We start from the raw sequence: 13,677 nt of genomic DNA, 5'->3' as shown, positions 1-13,677 counted from the left end.
ATGACAAAAGGCCCGCAGTGATGCGGGCCTTTTGCTTTTCAGCGTTTACCTTTCACACAGCCTGCCTCATCGAACGTCACCTGCCGCTTGTTACCTTGGCGGTCGGCGTAGTGATAGCGGGTGTTGCCATCTTGACTGGTGATTCTGTCGGGTGCTCCCAAGGCACTCTCGACATCTGCCTGAGTAATGCCACTGCGTACCTGCTGACGGATCATGGCGGTGCGTCGTTCGCTGCCGGTTATCTGATTGCCGCAGCCATCTTCTTTACTGCCGACCACGGTCAGTTTGGGCTCGCTTGCAGATCGACTCTTTTTGCCGCTGTGTTTATTCGTTGTCTTGGCCAGCGGTATGGCGCGACCTTGTCCGGGCGTTGGGTTGTGCGCGTCTTGAAGCGACAGGTTTGCGCTAGTCGGGCAGCCGCTCAGGGTATAGGTGATCCGTCCTTTATCGTCCTCGCAACGAAAGACGGTGGATGCGAGAGTGCTTTGGCGGGGGTAGAAAAGGGATGCGCAGAGACCTGCGCAGATCAGTCGCAGCATGGCTCGTCCTCCTTGACGTTTGCCATTCCAGCCTAGTCGCGCTTCTCTGGAATTCCAGCGTGTCCTGTGACCTGGCGCAAGCGTCGAAGAATCAGGTTGAAGGCAGTGATGCAAGCGCTTGTTCTGAGCCCTATTTGGTCGCCCTGATGCAGTTGTACGGTGCTATCATTACAAGGTCAGCCCCGTCGGGGCTTGTGGAATACCACCATGGACTTACCCAGTAGTTACTCAAAATTTTCCCCGCCCAATCGTGTATTGACTGATTGACCCTCGCGGCGCGCCCTGCTGCTGGGGTGGAGCGTGCCGTATGACTGAAGTAGAAGCCAAAAAGCCGCAAGAAAGCCTGCAGGATCGCCTTGCTCAAGTAGTCGAACTGCTGCATCGCCACAAGCTGGTTGAGGGGTTGACCCATCGCCAGGAAGGCCAGCATCAGGATCTCGTGGAGAACCTGGTTCATCGGCAGAACCTCGTCGAATTGCAGCGCAAGCTCGACGATCTGCACTCCGCCGACGTTGCCCATATTCTCGAAGCTCTTCCGCTCGATGACCGACTGACTGTCTGGCAGTTGGTCAAGGCCGAGCGTGACGGCGACATCCTGCTCGAAGTGTCCGACGCGGTTCGCGAGTCGTTGATCGCCGATATGGACGATCACGAAATTCTGGCTGCCGCCAAGGATATGGATGCGGACGAACTGGCTGATCTGGCGCCAGAGCTACCGCGTGACGTGGTCTTCGAGCTGATGGAAACCCTCGACGCGCAGCAGCGCGAGCGTGTGCGCTCGGCGTTGTCCTACGAGGAGGATCAGGTTGGTGCCCTGATGGACTTCGAGATGGTCACCATCCGCGAAGATGTCAGCCTGGAAGTGGTTTTGCGTTATCTGCGTCGTCTCAAGGAGCTGCCAGGGCATACCGACAAGTTGTTCGTGGTCGATTATGACGGTGTGCTCAAGGGCGTTTTGCCGATCAAGCGCCTGCTGGTCAATGATCCGGATAAACAGGTGGTCGAGGTGATGGCCAGCGACCCTGTGAGCTTTCATCCGGATGAAGATGCTTACGACGCGGCGCAGGCCTTCGAGCGCTACGACCTGATTTCTGCGCCAGTGGTGGAGAAGGATGGCAAGCTGATCGGGCGCCTGACCATCGATGAGATGGTTGACCTGATCCGTGAGGAGAGTGAAAGCGAAGTCCTGAACATGGCAGGTCTGCGCGAGGAGGAGGATATCTTCGCCTCGGTGTGGAAGTCGGTCGGAAACCGCTGGGCCTGGCTGGCCGTCAATCTGGTGACTGCCTTTCTGGCTTCGCGTGTGATCGGCTTGTTCGAGGGTTCCATCGAGAAGCTGGTGGCGCTCGCGGCCCTGATGCCAATCGTGGCGGGCATTGGCGGTAACTCGGGCAATCAGACCATCACCATGATCGTTCGCGCCCTGGCGTTGGATCAGGTCAGCACTGGCAACACATCGCGCTTGTTGCGCAAGGAGCTGGGTGTGGCCTTGATCAATGGTCTGCTGTGGGGCGGGGTGATTGGCCTGGTGGCGTTCTGGCTATACGGCAGCTGGTCGCTGGGCGTGGTCATGACTGCGGCTATGGCCTTGAATCTGTTGCTGGCCGCTCTGATGGGGGTTTTGATTCCCATGACGCTTATGCGCTTGGGACGTGATCCGGCTATAGGGGCTAGCGTGATGATCACCGCGATGACCGATAGCGGTGGATTCCTCATTTTCCTGGGGCTGGCCACCGTGTTCCTGCTGTAGGAGATTGCCAACAAAAAAGCCGGCGTTAGCCGGCTTTTTTGTTGGAACTTGAAAGGGTCAGGCCTCTTCGGTGGCCATTTCCGCGTCGTGGGCAATCAGGGCTACCAGGGCGTTCTGCTGTCGGTGCGAAAGTTGACGGAAGCGCTGAAGCAGTTCGCGTTCGTGGAGGGAGAGTTCAGGGCTGTCCAAGCGCAGGTTCAGTTCGTCGCCCAGTGCGCCTTCCTGGAGCAGGCTCTGTTCCAGACGGGCAATGATTTCCGAGTTCATGCTGCGGTGGTGGTTGCGTGCTACGTCGGAGATGCGCTCGCGCATCCCGTCGGGCAGGCGGACAACGAACTTGTCAGCGGTACGGCTGGAATAAATGGCCTGTTTCATAGGGCGTATACATTAAACCGGTTAGTTCAGGAAAGCGATGCTGGCATTCAGCTATTGAATTATCACTGCTTTGACCATGATAGGCGCTAGCCGTTCAGCCGGTAACAGCATCGGTTCATTTAGTCGGTCGACTAATTGACGCCAATTACACGACGAATTCTGTGCCGAATGCAGGCGCATTGCCAGCACCAATTGTCTGAAATGCGTACAAATAGGCAAAACTGGCTTGTTGGTCAGATCGTGAATGCGACTGAGGTGCCTGTCCTAGAGCTATTTTATGAGGCATGTAGCCACATAGTGCAGGTGTAGCCCCGCTGCGCCTCGGGTGGCGGCCTCTCTGAGGCAGACCATGACTCCAGGCAGGGGCGAAGGTGCTTATAAGAGATTGATAGGAATGACAAATGCCGCTCTGCCCGCTAACATCCGGCCTCGCTATGTGTCCCAGTAGCTCAATTGGATAGAGCATCCCCCTCCTAAGGGGAAGGTTGGAGGTTCGACCCCTCTCTGGGACGCCACAAGCCTCAATAGCCTTCCTTCGCTTTGGCTTGAGTGCCATGCCTTGTTGCCATATGCCGCAAGTATTCAATTAGCGCTCTCAGTGCGCTGTCACTCAAGACCTCCTCGCTAAACCCCGGCATCCGCCCCTGCGGCCACCTCCGCAGACTCTGCGGGTCCCGAATGTACTGTCGCAAAAAATCCCCCGCGAAATACTCCGTCGGGTTATGCGGAATATTCAGGTCCGGCCCGAACTGCGAATCCCCCGCGCCATTCAGGCGGTGACAGGCCAGACAGTTCTTCTGGAACACCGCAAACCCCGCCTGCACCTCGGCACCGGCATCCGCCGCCGGTAGCAGCGCCGGGAAGCGCTGCGCCACCGGGGCCAGCAGGCGCAGGGAGGCAACCTGAAACGGCCACTGCTCGGGGCCGATCTGCGCGGCTTCCGGCTGCTGCCAAACCAGATAGAAAGGCCCTGCGCTGGGCTTGCCGCTGGCCAGCGCCGGCCAGGGCTGCGCCGGGTCTTCCACCGCCAGCCAGGCGCGGGCGCCCTGGGTGCTCAGTAGTGGGGCGGCGGGCAGTTCGGCGGCGAAGCCGTCCAGGGCCACGGCCTGCAGGTGGTCGCCGGGTTGCACGCCGTTGAGCAGGGCCGCCAGTGGTACGGCGCGGTAGGTCATGTCGCGCTTGTAGGCCACGTCAGCCTTGACCTCGATGGCTTGTGCCTGTGGATGTTGCAGCAGTTGCGCGCTGCTCCAGCTGCGGTTGCCCTGGGGCAGTTCCAGGGTCAGTTCTGCGGCATGGCTCAAAGGGGCGAACAGGGTCAGGCCCAGTAGCAGGCGGGTCAGCATTGGGTGCATTTAGGGCTCTCGGTGTGGTTGTCGCGGGCCAGTCTGAATTGTTCGTAGCCGCCAGCGTTGATCACCTGGGTGTAACCCAGCGCCTGCAGCTCGTCCTGGGCGATGCTGGAGCGGCGGCCACTGCGGCAATAGAGAACGATGGGGACGTTCTTGTCCGGTGCCACTTCGCTGATGCGTGCAGCGATGTTGCTGTGGGGGATGAGTTTGGCGCCGGGCAGGGCGCCGCTGGCGAATTCGTCCGCGCTGCGTACGTCGATCAGCACGGCGCCGGGTTGGGTCAGGGCGCTCAGGGCGGCAGTGGAGTCGATTTCGCCGGCCTGGGCGGCGAGTGGGCTCAGCGCTAGGCCGAGGCAGAGCAGGAAATGGCGCATGGCAGGAGACCTCGTGAGGCGTCGAACGCTCACGCTAGCACAGTCTCCGGAAGGGTTGTTCCGCAGCCCGAGCGCTACGGCTTCGGGCTACGGCGGGGGAAGAATGATCAGCTGACCAGGCGAGTCACGTTGGGCAGGATCAGGATGACGGTGGTGGCAAGGACGATCAGGCTCGCCTGCCGATACTTGGCTTGTTTCCACATAGTGCTACTGCCTTTGTTCTTGTTGGTGTTTCGGCCAGTGTGCGCAGCGTTAGGCGGCGAACGGGGCACCACACCGTGGCGCAGATAAAAAAGCCGTCCCGGCAGAACCCGGCGACGGCACCTTGCCCAAGTAATGCTAGGGCCCTGGTCACACTAGGCTTAGACCGCTTGGTTCCTACGGATTTACGTGGTTGATCACCTGGTTATTGAGTGTGTCCAGTGGCAGTAGATCAGGCCTTGAGCCAGAGCCTTCGCGGCTTTGAAGGTTTCACCTGGGGCAATACGACCGCTCGTCTGAGCCTAACGGTCAATAGGCCTGAGCGCATCGGTCATTGAGTCCGTGGGGTAGGGGATTAAGGTTATGCGACCCGGCATCCGCCGCTGCCATGTTCCGAGGACGTCATGACCGAAGCATATATTTTCGACGCCGTGCGCACGCCGCGCGGCAAGGGCAAGAAGGACGGCGCGCTTTACAGCGTCAAGCCGGTCAACCTGGTGGCTGGCCTGTTGCGCGCATTGCAGGCGCGCAACAGCCTGGATACCCGGCAGGTCGACGATATCGTGCTCGGCTGCGTGACCCCGGTGGGCGACCAGGGCGCCGACATCGCCAAGACCGCGCCGATGGTGGCCGACTGGGACGTCAGCGTCTCTGGCGTGCAGCTCAACCGCTTCTGCGCCTCGGGCCTGGAGGCGGTGAACATGGGCGCGATGAAGGTGCGCTCGGGCTTCGAGGACCTGGTGGTGGTCGGCGGCGTGGAGTCCATGTCGCGCGTGCCGATGGGCTCCGACGGCGGCGCCTGGGTGATGGACCCGGAAACCAATATCCACACCAGCTTCGTGCCGCAGGGCATCGGTGCCGACCTGATCGCGACTCTTGAAGGTTTCAGCCGCAGCGACGTCGACAGTTTCGCCCTGCGCTCGCAGCAGAAGGCCGCGCGCGCCAGCGCCGATGGCTCGTTCAAGAAGTCCCTGGTGCCGGTCACCGATCAGAACGGCATCGTCATCCTCGACCACGACGAATTCATTCGTGGCGACAGCACGCTGGAGGGCCTGGGCAAGCTCAAGCCGAGCTTCGAGATGATGGGCCAGATGGGCTTCGACTCCACGGCGTTGCGCGTCTACAGCCACGTCGAGCGCATCGAGCACGTGCACACGCCGGGCAACAGCTCCGGCATCGTCGATGGCGCCGCGCTGATGCTGATCGGCTCCGAGGCCAAGGGCAAGGAGCTGGGCCTGAAGCCGCGTGCGCGCATCGTCGCCACCGCGGTGACCAGCACGGACCCGACCATCATGCTCACCGGCCCAGCGCCGGCCACCCGCAAGGCCCTGGCCAAGGCCGGGCTGTCGGTGGAGGACATCGACCTGTTCGAGGTCAACGAGGCGTTCGCCTCGGTGGTGATGAAGTTCATGAAGGACATGGGCGTGCCGGAGAGCAAGGTCAACGTCAACGGCGGCTCCATCGCCATGGGGCACCCGCTGGGCGCTACCGGCTGCGCCATCCTCGGCACCCTGCTCGACGAGCTGGAGAAGCGCGAGCTGCGCTACGGCCTGGCCACCCTCTGCGTGGGTGGCGGCATGGGTATCGCCACCATCATCGAACGCCTTTAAGGAGCTATCACGGGCTACTGCGCTCGGCCATGCGTTGTTGGAAATCCTCCGGAAATGCTCATTTGCTACAGCAAACTCCGCTTTCCGCATGATTTCCGCCTAGCCTGACCTTCGCTCGTGACGCCCCTGAAGCGCTCCCCGAACATTTGGGAAGTGAATGAAATGACTGACGCCATCCGTTACGAAAAAGGCCAGGACAATATCGTCGTCCTGACCATCGACATGCCCGGCCAGAGCGCCAACACCATGAGCGCGGTGTACCGCGAGGCCATGGGCCAGGCCGTCGCGCGCCTGGAGGCCGAAAAGGACTCCATTGCCGGGGTGATCGTCACCTCGGCGAAGAAGACCTTCTTCGCCGGCGGCGACCTCAACGAGCTGGTCAAGGTCACCAAGGCCGACGCCAAGCCGTTCTACGACATGATCCTCAACATCAAGGGCCAGCTGCGCCGCCTGGAGACCCTGGGCAAGCCTGTGGTCGCTGCCATCAACGGCGCCGCCCTGGGCGGCGGCTGGGAAATCTGCCTGGCCTGCCAGCATCGCATCGCCTTGAACGAAAGCCATGTGCAGCTGGGCCTGCCGGAAGTGACGCTCGGCCTGCTGCCGGGCGGTGGCGGCGTGGTGCGCATGGTGCGCCTGCTCGGCTTGGAGAAGGCGCTGCCGTATCTTGCCGAAGGCAAGAAGGTACGTCCGGACGCCGCACTCAAGGCCGGTCTAATCCACGATATCGCCGCCACCCCGGAAGAAATGCTGGCCAAGGCGCGTGCCTGGATCGCCGCCAACCCGACTGCCATGCAGCCGTGGGATGTGAAGGGCTACAAGATTCCCGGCGGTACGCCGAGCACCCCGGCCGTGGCACAGATGCTGGCCATCGCGCCGAGCGTGCTGCGCGACAAGACCAAGGGCTGCTTCCCGGCGCCAGAGAAGATCATGTGCGCCGCCGTCGAGGGCGCCCAGGTCGACTTCGACACCGCGCAGATCATCGAGGCGCGCTACTTCACCGAGCTGACCACCGGCCAGGTGGCGAAGAACATGATCGGCACCTTCTGGTTCCAGCTCAACGAGATCAACGCCGGCAGCTCACGTCCGCAGGGCGTCCCGCAGTACGTGACCAAGAAGGTCGGCGTGCTCGGCGCCGGCATGATGGGCGCCGGTATCGCCTATGTGTCGGCGGCGGCCGGCATCGAGGTGGTGCTCAAGGACGTGTCCATCGAGGCGGCGGAGAAGGGCAAGGCCTACTCGGCCAAGCTGCTGGACAAGAAGGTCAGTCGTGGGCAGATGACGGCCGAGAAGCGCGACGCCTTTCTGGCGCGGATCAAACCTACTGTCAGCGACGCCGATTTCGACGGCTGCGACCTGATCATCGAAGCGGTATTCGAGGATCGCGGCCTCAAGGCCAAGGTCACTGCCGCCGCCGAAAGCGCTGCGCTGAGCGACGCGGTGATCGCTTCCAACACCTCGACCCTGCCGATCACCGGCCTGGCAACCGCGGTGCAGAAGCAGGACAAGTTCATCGGCCTGCACTTCTTCAGCCCGGTCGACAAGATGCCGTTGGTGGAGATCATCCGTGGCGCCAAGACCAGCGACGAGACCTTGGCCCGTGGCTTCGACTACGTGCTGCAGATCAAGAAGACCCCGATCGTGGTCGAGGACAGCCGCGGCTTCTTCACCTCGCGGGTGTTCGGCACCTTCACCAACGAGGGCATCGCCATGCTCGGCGAGGGCGTGAGCGCGGCGATGATCGAGAACGAGGCGCGCAAGGCCGGCATGCCGGTGGGCCCGCTGGCGATCAGCGACGAAGTGTCGATGAGCCTGATGGAACATATCCGCCAGCAGACCGTTGCTGACCTGGCTGCCGAGGGCAAGAGCATCCCGCAGCACCCGGCGTTCAACGTGATCGAGCTGATGCTCAAGGAGTACAAGCGTCCGGGCAAGGCGGCTGGTGGTGGCTTCTACGACTACCCCGAAGGCGGCAAGAAGCACCTTTGGCCAGAGCTCAAGGCCCGCTTCGAGAAGGCCGATGCACAGATCTCCCAGGAAGACGTGCGTGATCGCATCCTGTTCATCCAGGCCATCGAAACGGTGCGTTGCGTGGAGGAGGGCGTATTGAAGTCCGTCGCGGACGCCAACATCGGCTCGATCTTCGGCATCGGCTTCGCAGCCTGGACCGGCGGGGCGCTGCAGTTCATCAACCAGTACGGGGTGAAAGACTTCGTCGCTCGTGCCCAGTACCTGGCGGAGCAGTATGGCGAGCGTTTCCTACCACCGGCGCTGCTGCTGGAGAAGGCGGCTAGGGGCGAGGCCTTCTGAGGTCTGCGCTATTGACGAGGAAGCCGGCATAAGCCGGCTTTTTCGTTTCCTCAGGCTGAGCGTCGAGCTGATAGACGCTGTGCGCCTCATGCAGCCTGGCACCAGCCGTTCTGCATGCAGATCACGGAGTGGATCGCCATCTTCTCGCTCTGCCGTGTGGGCATGCGCAGGGTCAGCAGGCCACCGTCTTCGGTGTGCACTGCCGCCTCGGACTCGAAGTGCAGGCCCGATTCGCTCAGGCTCACATAGGTGATGCCGTAGGTGCTGGTGTTGGAAAAGGCTTCGGTGATGGACATGACAAATCCTCCGTGGCGAGTGCCGCAGTGACTTATTGGCGGGCACGGGCCTGCTGTTGCTGCTGGGTGGGGGCCGGTACGCTGTGGAAGGCGGAGGCGGCGATCAGGCTGGCGATGGCGGCGAAGCTGCTCATGGTGTTGCTCCTCTGGGAGTGGTGGGGTACGGCTGCATCTTTGCCGAGCGCCGCCATCGACAGAAGTGAATGCTCGGCATGATGAGTATCGAAGTCAGTGATAGTTGCCGAGCATCGTCAGATTTCGCAGGAAAGCCCCGTGGATATTGCGTTCCAGGGGGCTTCGATGCACGCTAGGCGCCTTCTCAATCACCCCCGGTCGCCTCAGGTAATCCGCTCAATGTCACTGCGCATCTGCATTCTGGAAACCGATGTTCTTCGCCCCGAACTCGTCGAGCAATATCAGGGCTATGGCCGCATGTTCGAGCGCCTGTTCGCACAGCAGCCACTGCCTGCCAGCTTCGAGGTGTTCAATGTGGTGCAGGGTGATTACCCGGCGCACGGTGAGCGCTACGACGCCTATCTGGTGACCGGCAGCAAGGCCGACTCCTTCGGTAGCGATCCCTGGATTCAGACGCTCAAGACCTTCCTGCTGCAGCGCTACGAGGATGGCGACAAGTTGCTTGGCATCTGCTTCGGGCACCAGCTGTTGGCCCTGTTGCTCGGCGGCCGCGCCGAGCGCGCAACCCAGGGCTGGGGTGTGGGCATTCATCGTTACGAGGTGAAGCAGCGCCCGCAGTGGATGAGCCCGGCGCTGGAGGAGCTGACGCTGCTGATCAGCCATCAGGACCAGGTCACCGCCTTGCCACAGAAAGCCACCCTGCTGGCCTCCAGCGAGTTCTGTCCGGTGGCGGCCTACTGCATCGAGGATCAGGTGCTGTGCTTCCAGGGCCACCCGGAGTTCGTTCACGACTACTCCCGCGCGCTGCTCGACATTCGCCAGCAGTGCATCGGCGAGCCGACCTATCGCCAGGCGGTGGACAGCCTGGCGCACGATCATCAGGGCGCAACGGTTGCCGAGTGGATGATGCGTTTCGTGGCCCAGGGCAAAGACACGCAGAGCGCCTGAGTCGGCCCACTCCCCTAAGCCGTTAGTCCATGGGCTGGCGGCTGGGGCATAAGCAGGTTCCAGGGCATGGCCGTGGTTGAATCTACAGCCAGCCCATGCGCTTGAAGTTGGCGAACAGCCCGACGCAGCCCAGACCTATGACACCGAGCACGCCGAAGTAGCCGTAGTGCCAGGTGAGCTCCGGCATGTTGTGGAAGTTCATCCCGTAGATGCCGGCCACCGCCGTGGGAAAGGCCAGGATCGCCGCCCAGGCGGCGAACTTGCGCTGGGTCAGGCTCTGCCGGGAGGCTTCCAGCAGCAGGCCGATCTCGATGGCATGGTCGGCCATCTCCCGTTGCCCGGTGAGGTCTTCCAGCAGGCGGTTGACGTGGATGGCGATGTCGCGGAAGTACGGCCGCATGTGTTTGTCGATGAAGGGGAAGTCGAGCTGCTGCAGCTCCTTGCAGATCTCCACCATCGGCGCAATCTGCCGACGCAGGCGCAGCAGGTCGCGGCGCAGGCCGTGAATGCGTTCCACATCGGCCTGGCTCAGTGGGCGGTTGAGCACCGTCTGCTCCAGGTCTTCCAGCTCGCTGTGAATGCAATCCATCAGCGGCCGGTAGTTCTCGATCACAAAACTGAGCAGGGCGTAGAGCACGAAGTCCTCGCCGTGCTCCAGCAGTAGCGGGCGAGCTTCGCAGCGCTGGCGCACGCGGGAGTAGGGCGCCGAGTCACCGTAGCGGGCGCTGATCACATAGCCTTTGCCGGCGAACAGCTGGGTTTCGACGAACTCCAGGCGGCCGTCCTTGCGGATCGGCGAGTAGAGCACCATGAATAGGGCGTCGCCGAAGGTTTCCAGCTTGGGGCGGGTGTGCTGGGCGATGGCGTCTTCCATCGCCAGCTCGTGCAGGCTGAATTGTTCTTGCAGGGTATGCAGTTGGCTGCTGTCGGGGTCACGCAGGCCAATCCAGACGAAGTGCTCGGGCTTGGTCGCCCACGGCAGCCCCTCGTCGAGGCGGATATCGGTGACTTTCCTGCCCTTGCTATAGACGGCGGCGGCAACGACCTGGCCCATGGCGGTTCCTCTGCTAAGCGATGACGCAGCTTAACCGATGGCCAGCCTGCCTGTAGCGCGGTGCTGCGTGGCTAGAACGCGTCCCTGTACGCGGGCATTGCACTGAAGTAGTTCAAACCGGGAAGTTCCTGGCGGTAGGCCGCTGCCCTGTGTGGGCCGAGCGGCTTCAAGCCTTGGCGAGCTGCTGATCGAGTTGCTCGATGCACTCGTGCATGAGGTTCTGGCAGCGTTCCACCAACTGCGGCAGGTCGTCCAGCGTCAAGCCCAGGGTGGGGATGGCTGGCAGCGAGCGAATCAGGATACGCCCACTGTCCCAGCTGTTCAGCTTGAGGCGTCCGGCGTAGCTGCTGACGCATACCGGTACGATCGGCACGCCGGCGGCGATGGCCATCTGGAAGGCGCCTCTCTTGAACGGCAGCAAACCCTTGCCCAGGTTGCGCGTGCCTTCCGGGAACACCCAGATCGAGGTGTCGCGCTGCTGCAGGGTCTCGGTGGTCTCCAGCATGGCCTGCTTGGCCTTATTGGCGTTGCCGCGGTCGATCAGCACATTGCCCGCCAACCAGTACAGCTGGCCGAAGAAGGGCACCCACTTCAGGCTCTTCTTGCCGATGCTCACGGTGCGTGGAGGCACCACGCGGCCAAGCACGTAGAGGTCGTAGTTGGATTGGTGGTTGGCGATGATCACGCAGGCCTGGTCCTGGCTGAACAGGCTTTTCACCTCGGTCTTCACTCGCAGGCGCAGCATGCACAGGGCCGGCAGCGAGTACAGGCGTGCGCACAGGCGGCTGTTGTCCGGGTTGAAAGGGCGGCATAGGCCGAGCAGCAGGCCGAGCACGCCAGCCAGGATAAAGTGCAGGCCCATCAACAGCATGCGCGCGAGAAAAAGCATCGAGTGGCCTACCGGCAGACAAAAGGTCGCGCAGTGTACGGGCGTGCACTGCTTTCGGCAATCGACCCCGATCAGAGGTTATTGCCGGGCATTTCCAAGGGGGGCCGACGAGTCGCTGCAGCTTTCGTTCCGTTGGGGATGCAAGTGGTTGTGTGAGTGGGGCGGCTACGACAGGGGGGAGGCGGGCTGCTCTGTTGGTCGAAGCGATGTGCCGTCCAGCGGATTGCCATGCAAACGCCCCCGCCGCGGCTCGTGCGCAATAAAAAGCCCGGCGCAGGGCCGGGCTCCATTGGCGCGTCGGCGCTTAGCCGAGGTGCTGCTGATCCAGCTCGATGGCTTTGTCCAGGGTTTCCAGGAAGGCTTTGCGCACTTTCAGCTTGGTGTTCTTGTGCGCGGTCATGTTGATCTTCTTCAACTGCTGGGCGGCGGCAACGGCAGTGGCCATCAGTTGCTCGACCGGTACCACCTTGTCGAGGAAGCCAGCGTCCATGGCGTCTTGCGGGTTGAAGATCTCGCCATTGATCACCGAGCGGTGGAAGGCCGACTTGCGCAGGCGGTCACGGGCCAGCTCGATACCGGCATGGTGCATGGTCATGCCGATCTGCACTTCGTTCAGGCCGATGTTGAACGGGCCTTCGACGCCGATACGGTAGTCGGCCGAGAGCAGAATGAAGGCCCCCTTGGCGATGGCGTGGCCCGGGCAGGCGACGATGATCGGGAAGGGGTGGCTGAGCATGCGGCGGGCCAGGGTGGAGCCGGCGGTCACCAGCGCCACGGCGTTCTGCGGGCCGGAGGTCATGACTTTGAGGTCGTAGCCGCCGGAGAGAATGCCCGGCTGGCCGGTGATGATCACCACGGCGCGATCCTGCACGGCCTGATCGAGAGCAGCATTGAAGGCCGTGATCACGTCGGGGGAGATGGCGTTGACCTTGCCATTGTTGAGGGTCAGGGTGGCGATGCCGTCTTCGAGTTGATAGCTGATCAGGTCGCTCATGGCGCAGTTCCTTGTCCTGGAGTTGCTGGAAGTGGCGCTGACGTTACCCAGCGCGGCGCTGGGGGTAAAGCGCTTTGGCTGACCGTGGGGTCACCGCCCTGCGGGTTGCCGGCTATCGCCACCATCGACACTGCCAATTGGCTGTCGCTCCTGCGCCGATTTAGCTTGGGTGCAACTCAAGGAGCCCCGCATGCCATCGCTTGTCTCCATTCTTCTGCGCTGCGGCCCGCCGGCGCTACTGATAGCCCTGATCCTGCTGGCCGATAACCCCTATAGCCATAGCCCATCTGGCGTATTGCTGCTGTCCCTGTGCAGCCTGTTCGTTTCCCTCGGTTTTCTACTGTTCGGCGGCCAGCGTTTCGAGGCTTAGCAAACGCCGCGGCGCAGTTCGGCATAAGCGCATGAATCGACTGAAAAAAATTTTGCATTCACCAGGGTGTTCGGCTACATTAGCGCGCCTCGACAGACCAGACTGGTTTGCCGAGATCCGGTGAAGTGTCCGAGCGGTTGAAGGAGCACGCCTGGAAAGTGTGTATACGGGAAACCGTATCGAGGGTTCGAATCCCTCCTTCACCGCCAGACAAGTAGAACCCCTGCCAGACTAGTGCTGCAGGGGTTTTTTGTTTCTGAGCTCCCTTCAATCCTCCCGATTGCGAACACCGGGAGCGTACACACGATGGTTTGGCGACGGTTCGACCCACTCAGGATTCCCGCGGCGTTTATGAGTACAAACGCCGTTACCCGAAAGACCTTGGGCACGCGAGATCCTGCAAGGCCGCCTAGCAGTTCCCGGCGGTCGATTAGGAGTGCAAGCAGTACTTCGATATCGGGCAGTGCACCTTGCTGGCTTTCAGCT

General features: G+C 62.0%; 13 protein-coding genes and 2 tRNA genes. 7 read left to right on the top strand and 8 right to left on the bottom strand.

Annotated elements, in window-relative coordinates:
- Positions 1–38: 38 nt before the first annotated feature.
- Entirely contained in the window at positions 39–539 is a 501-nt protein-coding gene (locus tag AYB31_RS10365; RefSeq protein WP_068828345.1) for a hypothetical protein, read from the bottom strand.
- Between the two features lie 307 nt (positions 540–846).
- On the opposite strand from AYB31_RS10365, the gene mgtE reads away from it, so the two are divergent.
- Complete coding sequence (mgtE, locus tag AYB31_RS10360) at positions 847–2,289, top strand: magnesium transporter (protein ID WP_068828343.1); 1,443 nt, start codon at positions 847–849, stop codon at positions 2,287–2,289.
- Positions 2,290–2,346: 57 nt separating this feature from the next.
- Here the strand turns inward: mgtE and AYB31_RS10355 are convergent, their stop codons facing one another.
- Positions 2,347–2,673: an Arc family DNA-binding protein gene (locus AYB31_RS10355; RefSeq protein ID WP_068828342.1), complete on the bottom strand. Its 327-nt coding sequence runs from the start codon at positions 2,671–2,673 to the stop codon at positions 2,347–2,349.
- A gap of 429 nt (positions 2,674–3,102) precedes the next feature.
- On the opposite strand from AYB31_RS10355, the gene AYB31_RS10350 reads away from it, so the two are divergent.
- Positions 3,103–3,179 (top strand) — tRNA-Arg (locus tag AYB31_RS10350).
- A gap of 6 nt (positions 3,180–3,185) precedes the next feature.
- Here AYB31_RS10350 and AYB31_RS10345 read toward each other — a convergent pair.
- Positions 3,186–4,007 (bottom strand): c-type cytochrome, encoded by an 822-nt coding sequence (locus tag AYB31_RS10345; RefSeq protein WP_442961807.1) that lies wholly within the window; start codon positions 4,005–4,007, stop codon positions 3,186–3,188.
- Positions 4,001–4,387: a rhodanese-like domain-containing protein gene (locus AYB31_RS10340; protein ID WP_068828339.1), complete on the bottom strand. Its 387-nt coding sequence runs from the start codon at positions 4,385–4,387 to the stop codon at positions 4,001–4,003. Before AYB31_RS10340 ends, AYB31_RS10345 begins: the two co-directional genes overlap by 7 nt.
- A 605-nt stretch (positions 4,388–4,992) precedes the next feature.
- Here AYB31_RS10340 and AYB31_RS10335 point away from each other — a divergent pair.
- Both AYB31_RS10335 and AYB31_RS10330 read left to right on the top strand, forming a co-directional pair.
- Positions 4,993–6,198 carry an acetyl-CoA C-acetyltransferase gene (locus AYB31_RS10335; protein WP_068828337.1) on the top strand — a complete coding sequence of 402 codons (1,206 nt, stop codon included), beginning with the start codon at positions 4,993–4,995 and terminating at the stop codon, positions 6,196–6,198.
- A gap of 162 nt (positions 6,199–6,360) precedes the next feature.
- Positions 6,361–8,505 (top strand): 3-hydroxyacyl-CoA dehydrogenase NAD-binding domain-containing protein, encoded by a 2,145-nt coding sequence (locus AYB31_RS10330; protein WP_068828336.1) that lies wholly within the window; start codon positions 6,361–6,363, stop codon positions 8,503–8,505.
- Between the two features lie 86 nt (positions 8,506–8,591).
- Here AYB31_RS10330 and ptrC read toward each other — a convergent pair whose 3' ends face one another.
- Complete coding sequence (gene ptrC / locus AYB31_RS10325) at positions 8,592–8,801, bottom strand: type III secretion system co-regulatory protein PtrC (protein WP_068828334.1); 210 nt, start codon at positions 8,799–8,801, stop codon at positions 8,592–8,594.
- A 354-nt stretch (positions 8,802–9,155) separates the two neighbouring features.
- Here ptrC and AYB31_RS10320 point away from each other — a divergent pair, with 354 nt between their 5' ends.
- Entirely contained in the window at positions 9,156–9,884 is a 729-nt protein-coding gene (locus AYB31_RS10320) for an amidotransferase (RefSeq protein WP_068828332.1), read from the top strand.
- A gap of 82 nt (positions 9,885–9,966) precedes the next feature.
- On the opposite strand, the gene AYB31_RS10315 is transcribed toward AYB31_RS10320, so the two are convergent.
- The 3 genes from AYB31_RS10315 to AYB31_RS10305 all read right to left on the bottom strand — a co-directional run bounded on the left by AYB31_RS10315 (position 9,967) and on the right by AYB31_RS10305 (position 12,821).
- A complete protein-coding gene (locus AYB31_RS10315; protein WP_068828329.1) occupies positions 9,967–10,938 on the bottom strand; it encodes a magnesium and cobalt transport protein CorA in 972 nt (323 codons plus the stop codon).
- Between the two features lie 166 nt (positions 10,939–11,104).
- Positions 11,105–11,827, bottom strand: coding sequence for a 1-acylglycerol-3-phosphate O-acyltransferase (locus tag AYB31_RS10310; RefSeq protein WP_068828328.1), 723 nt, complete (start codon positions 11,825–11,827; stop codon positions 11,105–11,107).
- 304 nt (positions 11,828–12,131) lie between these two features.
- A complete protein-coding gene (locus AYB31_RS10305; RefSeq protein ID WP_068828326.1) occupies positions 12,132–12,821 on the bottom strand; it encodes a crotonase/enoyl-CoA hydratase family protein in 690 nt (229 codons plus the stop codon).
- Positions 12,822–13,011: 190 nt separating this feature from the next.
- On the opposite strand from AYB31_RS10305, the gene AYB31_RS10300 reads away from it, so the two are divergent.
- Together AYB31_RS10300 and AYB31_RS10295 are read left to right on the top strand one after the other, a co-directional pair.
- Complete coding sequence (locus AYB31_RS10300; protein ID WP_068828324.1) at positions 13,012–13,191, top strand: hypothetical protein; 180 nt, start codon at positions 13,012–13,014, stop codon at positions 13,189–13,191.
- A 119-nt stretch (positions 13,192–13,310) separates the two neighbouring features.
- Positions 13,311–13,400, top strand: a tRNA-Ser gene (locus AYB31_RS10295).
- The last annotated feature ends 277 nt before the right edge of the window (positions 13,401–13,677 follow it).

Source organism: Pseudomonas sp. BMS12 (genome assembly GCF_001592875.1).
Lineage (GTDB): Bacteria > Pseudomonadota > Gammaproteobacteria > Pseudomonadales > Pseudomonadaceae > Aquipseudomonas.
This window is presented reverse-complemented; position numbering and strand designations above follow the sequence as displayed.

Excerpts from the sequence above, each read along its gene's own strand:
- AYB31_RS10365 (WP_068828345.1), bottom strand. The coding sequence starts at position 539 with ATGCTGCGACTGATCTGCGCAGGTCTCTGCGCATCCCTTTTCTACCCC.
- mgtE (WP_068828343.1), top strand. The coding sequence starts at position 847 with ATGACTGAAGTAGAAGCCAAAAAGCCGCAAGAAAGCCTGCAGGATCGC.
- AYB31_RS10345 (WP_442961807.1), bottom strand. The coding sequence starts at position 4,007 with ATGCTGACCCGCCTGCTACTGGGCCTGACCCTGTTCGCCCCTTTGAGC.
- AYB31_RS10340 (WP_068828339.1), bottom strand. The coding sequence starts at position 4,387 with ATGCGCCATTTCCTGCTCTGCCTCGGCCTAGCGCTGAGCCCACTCGCC.
- AYB31_RS10335 (WP_068828337.1), top strand. The coding sequence starts at position 4,993 with ATGACCGAAGCATATATTTTCGACGCCGTGCGCACGCCGCGCGGCAAG.
- AYB31_RS10330 (WP_068828336.1), top strand. The coding sequence starts at position 6,361 with ATGACTGACGCCATCCGTTACGAAAAAGGCCAGGACAATATCGTCGTC.
- ptrC (WP_068828334.1), bottom strand. The coding sequence starts at position 8,801 with ATGTCCATCACCGAAGCCTTTTCCAACACCAGCACCTACGGCATCACC.
- AYB31_RS10320 (WP_068828332.1), top strand. The coding sequence starts at position 9,156 with ATGTCACTGCGCATCTGCATTCTGGAAACCGATGTTCTTCGCCCCGAA.
- AYB31_RS10315 (WP_068828329.1), bottom strand. The coding sequence starts at position 10,938 with ATGGGCCAGGTCGTTGCCGCCGCCGTCTATAGCAAGGGCAGGAAAGTC.
- AYB31_RS10310 (WP_068828328.1), bottom strand. The coding sequence starts at position 11,827 with ATGCTTTTTCTCGCGCGCATGCTGTTGATGGGCCTGCACTTTATCCTG.
- AYB31_RS10305 (WP_068828326.1), bottom strand. The coding sequence starts at position 12,821 with ATGAGCGACCTGATCAGCTATCAACTCGAAGACGGCATCGCCACCCTG.
- AYB31_RS10300 (WP_068828324.1), top strand. The coding sequence starts at position 13,012 with ATGCCATCGCTTGTCTCCATTCTTCTGCGCTGCGGCCCGCCGGCGCTA.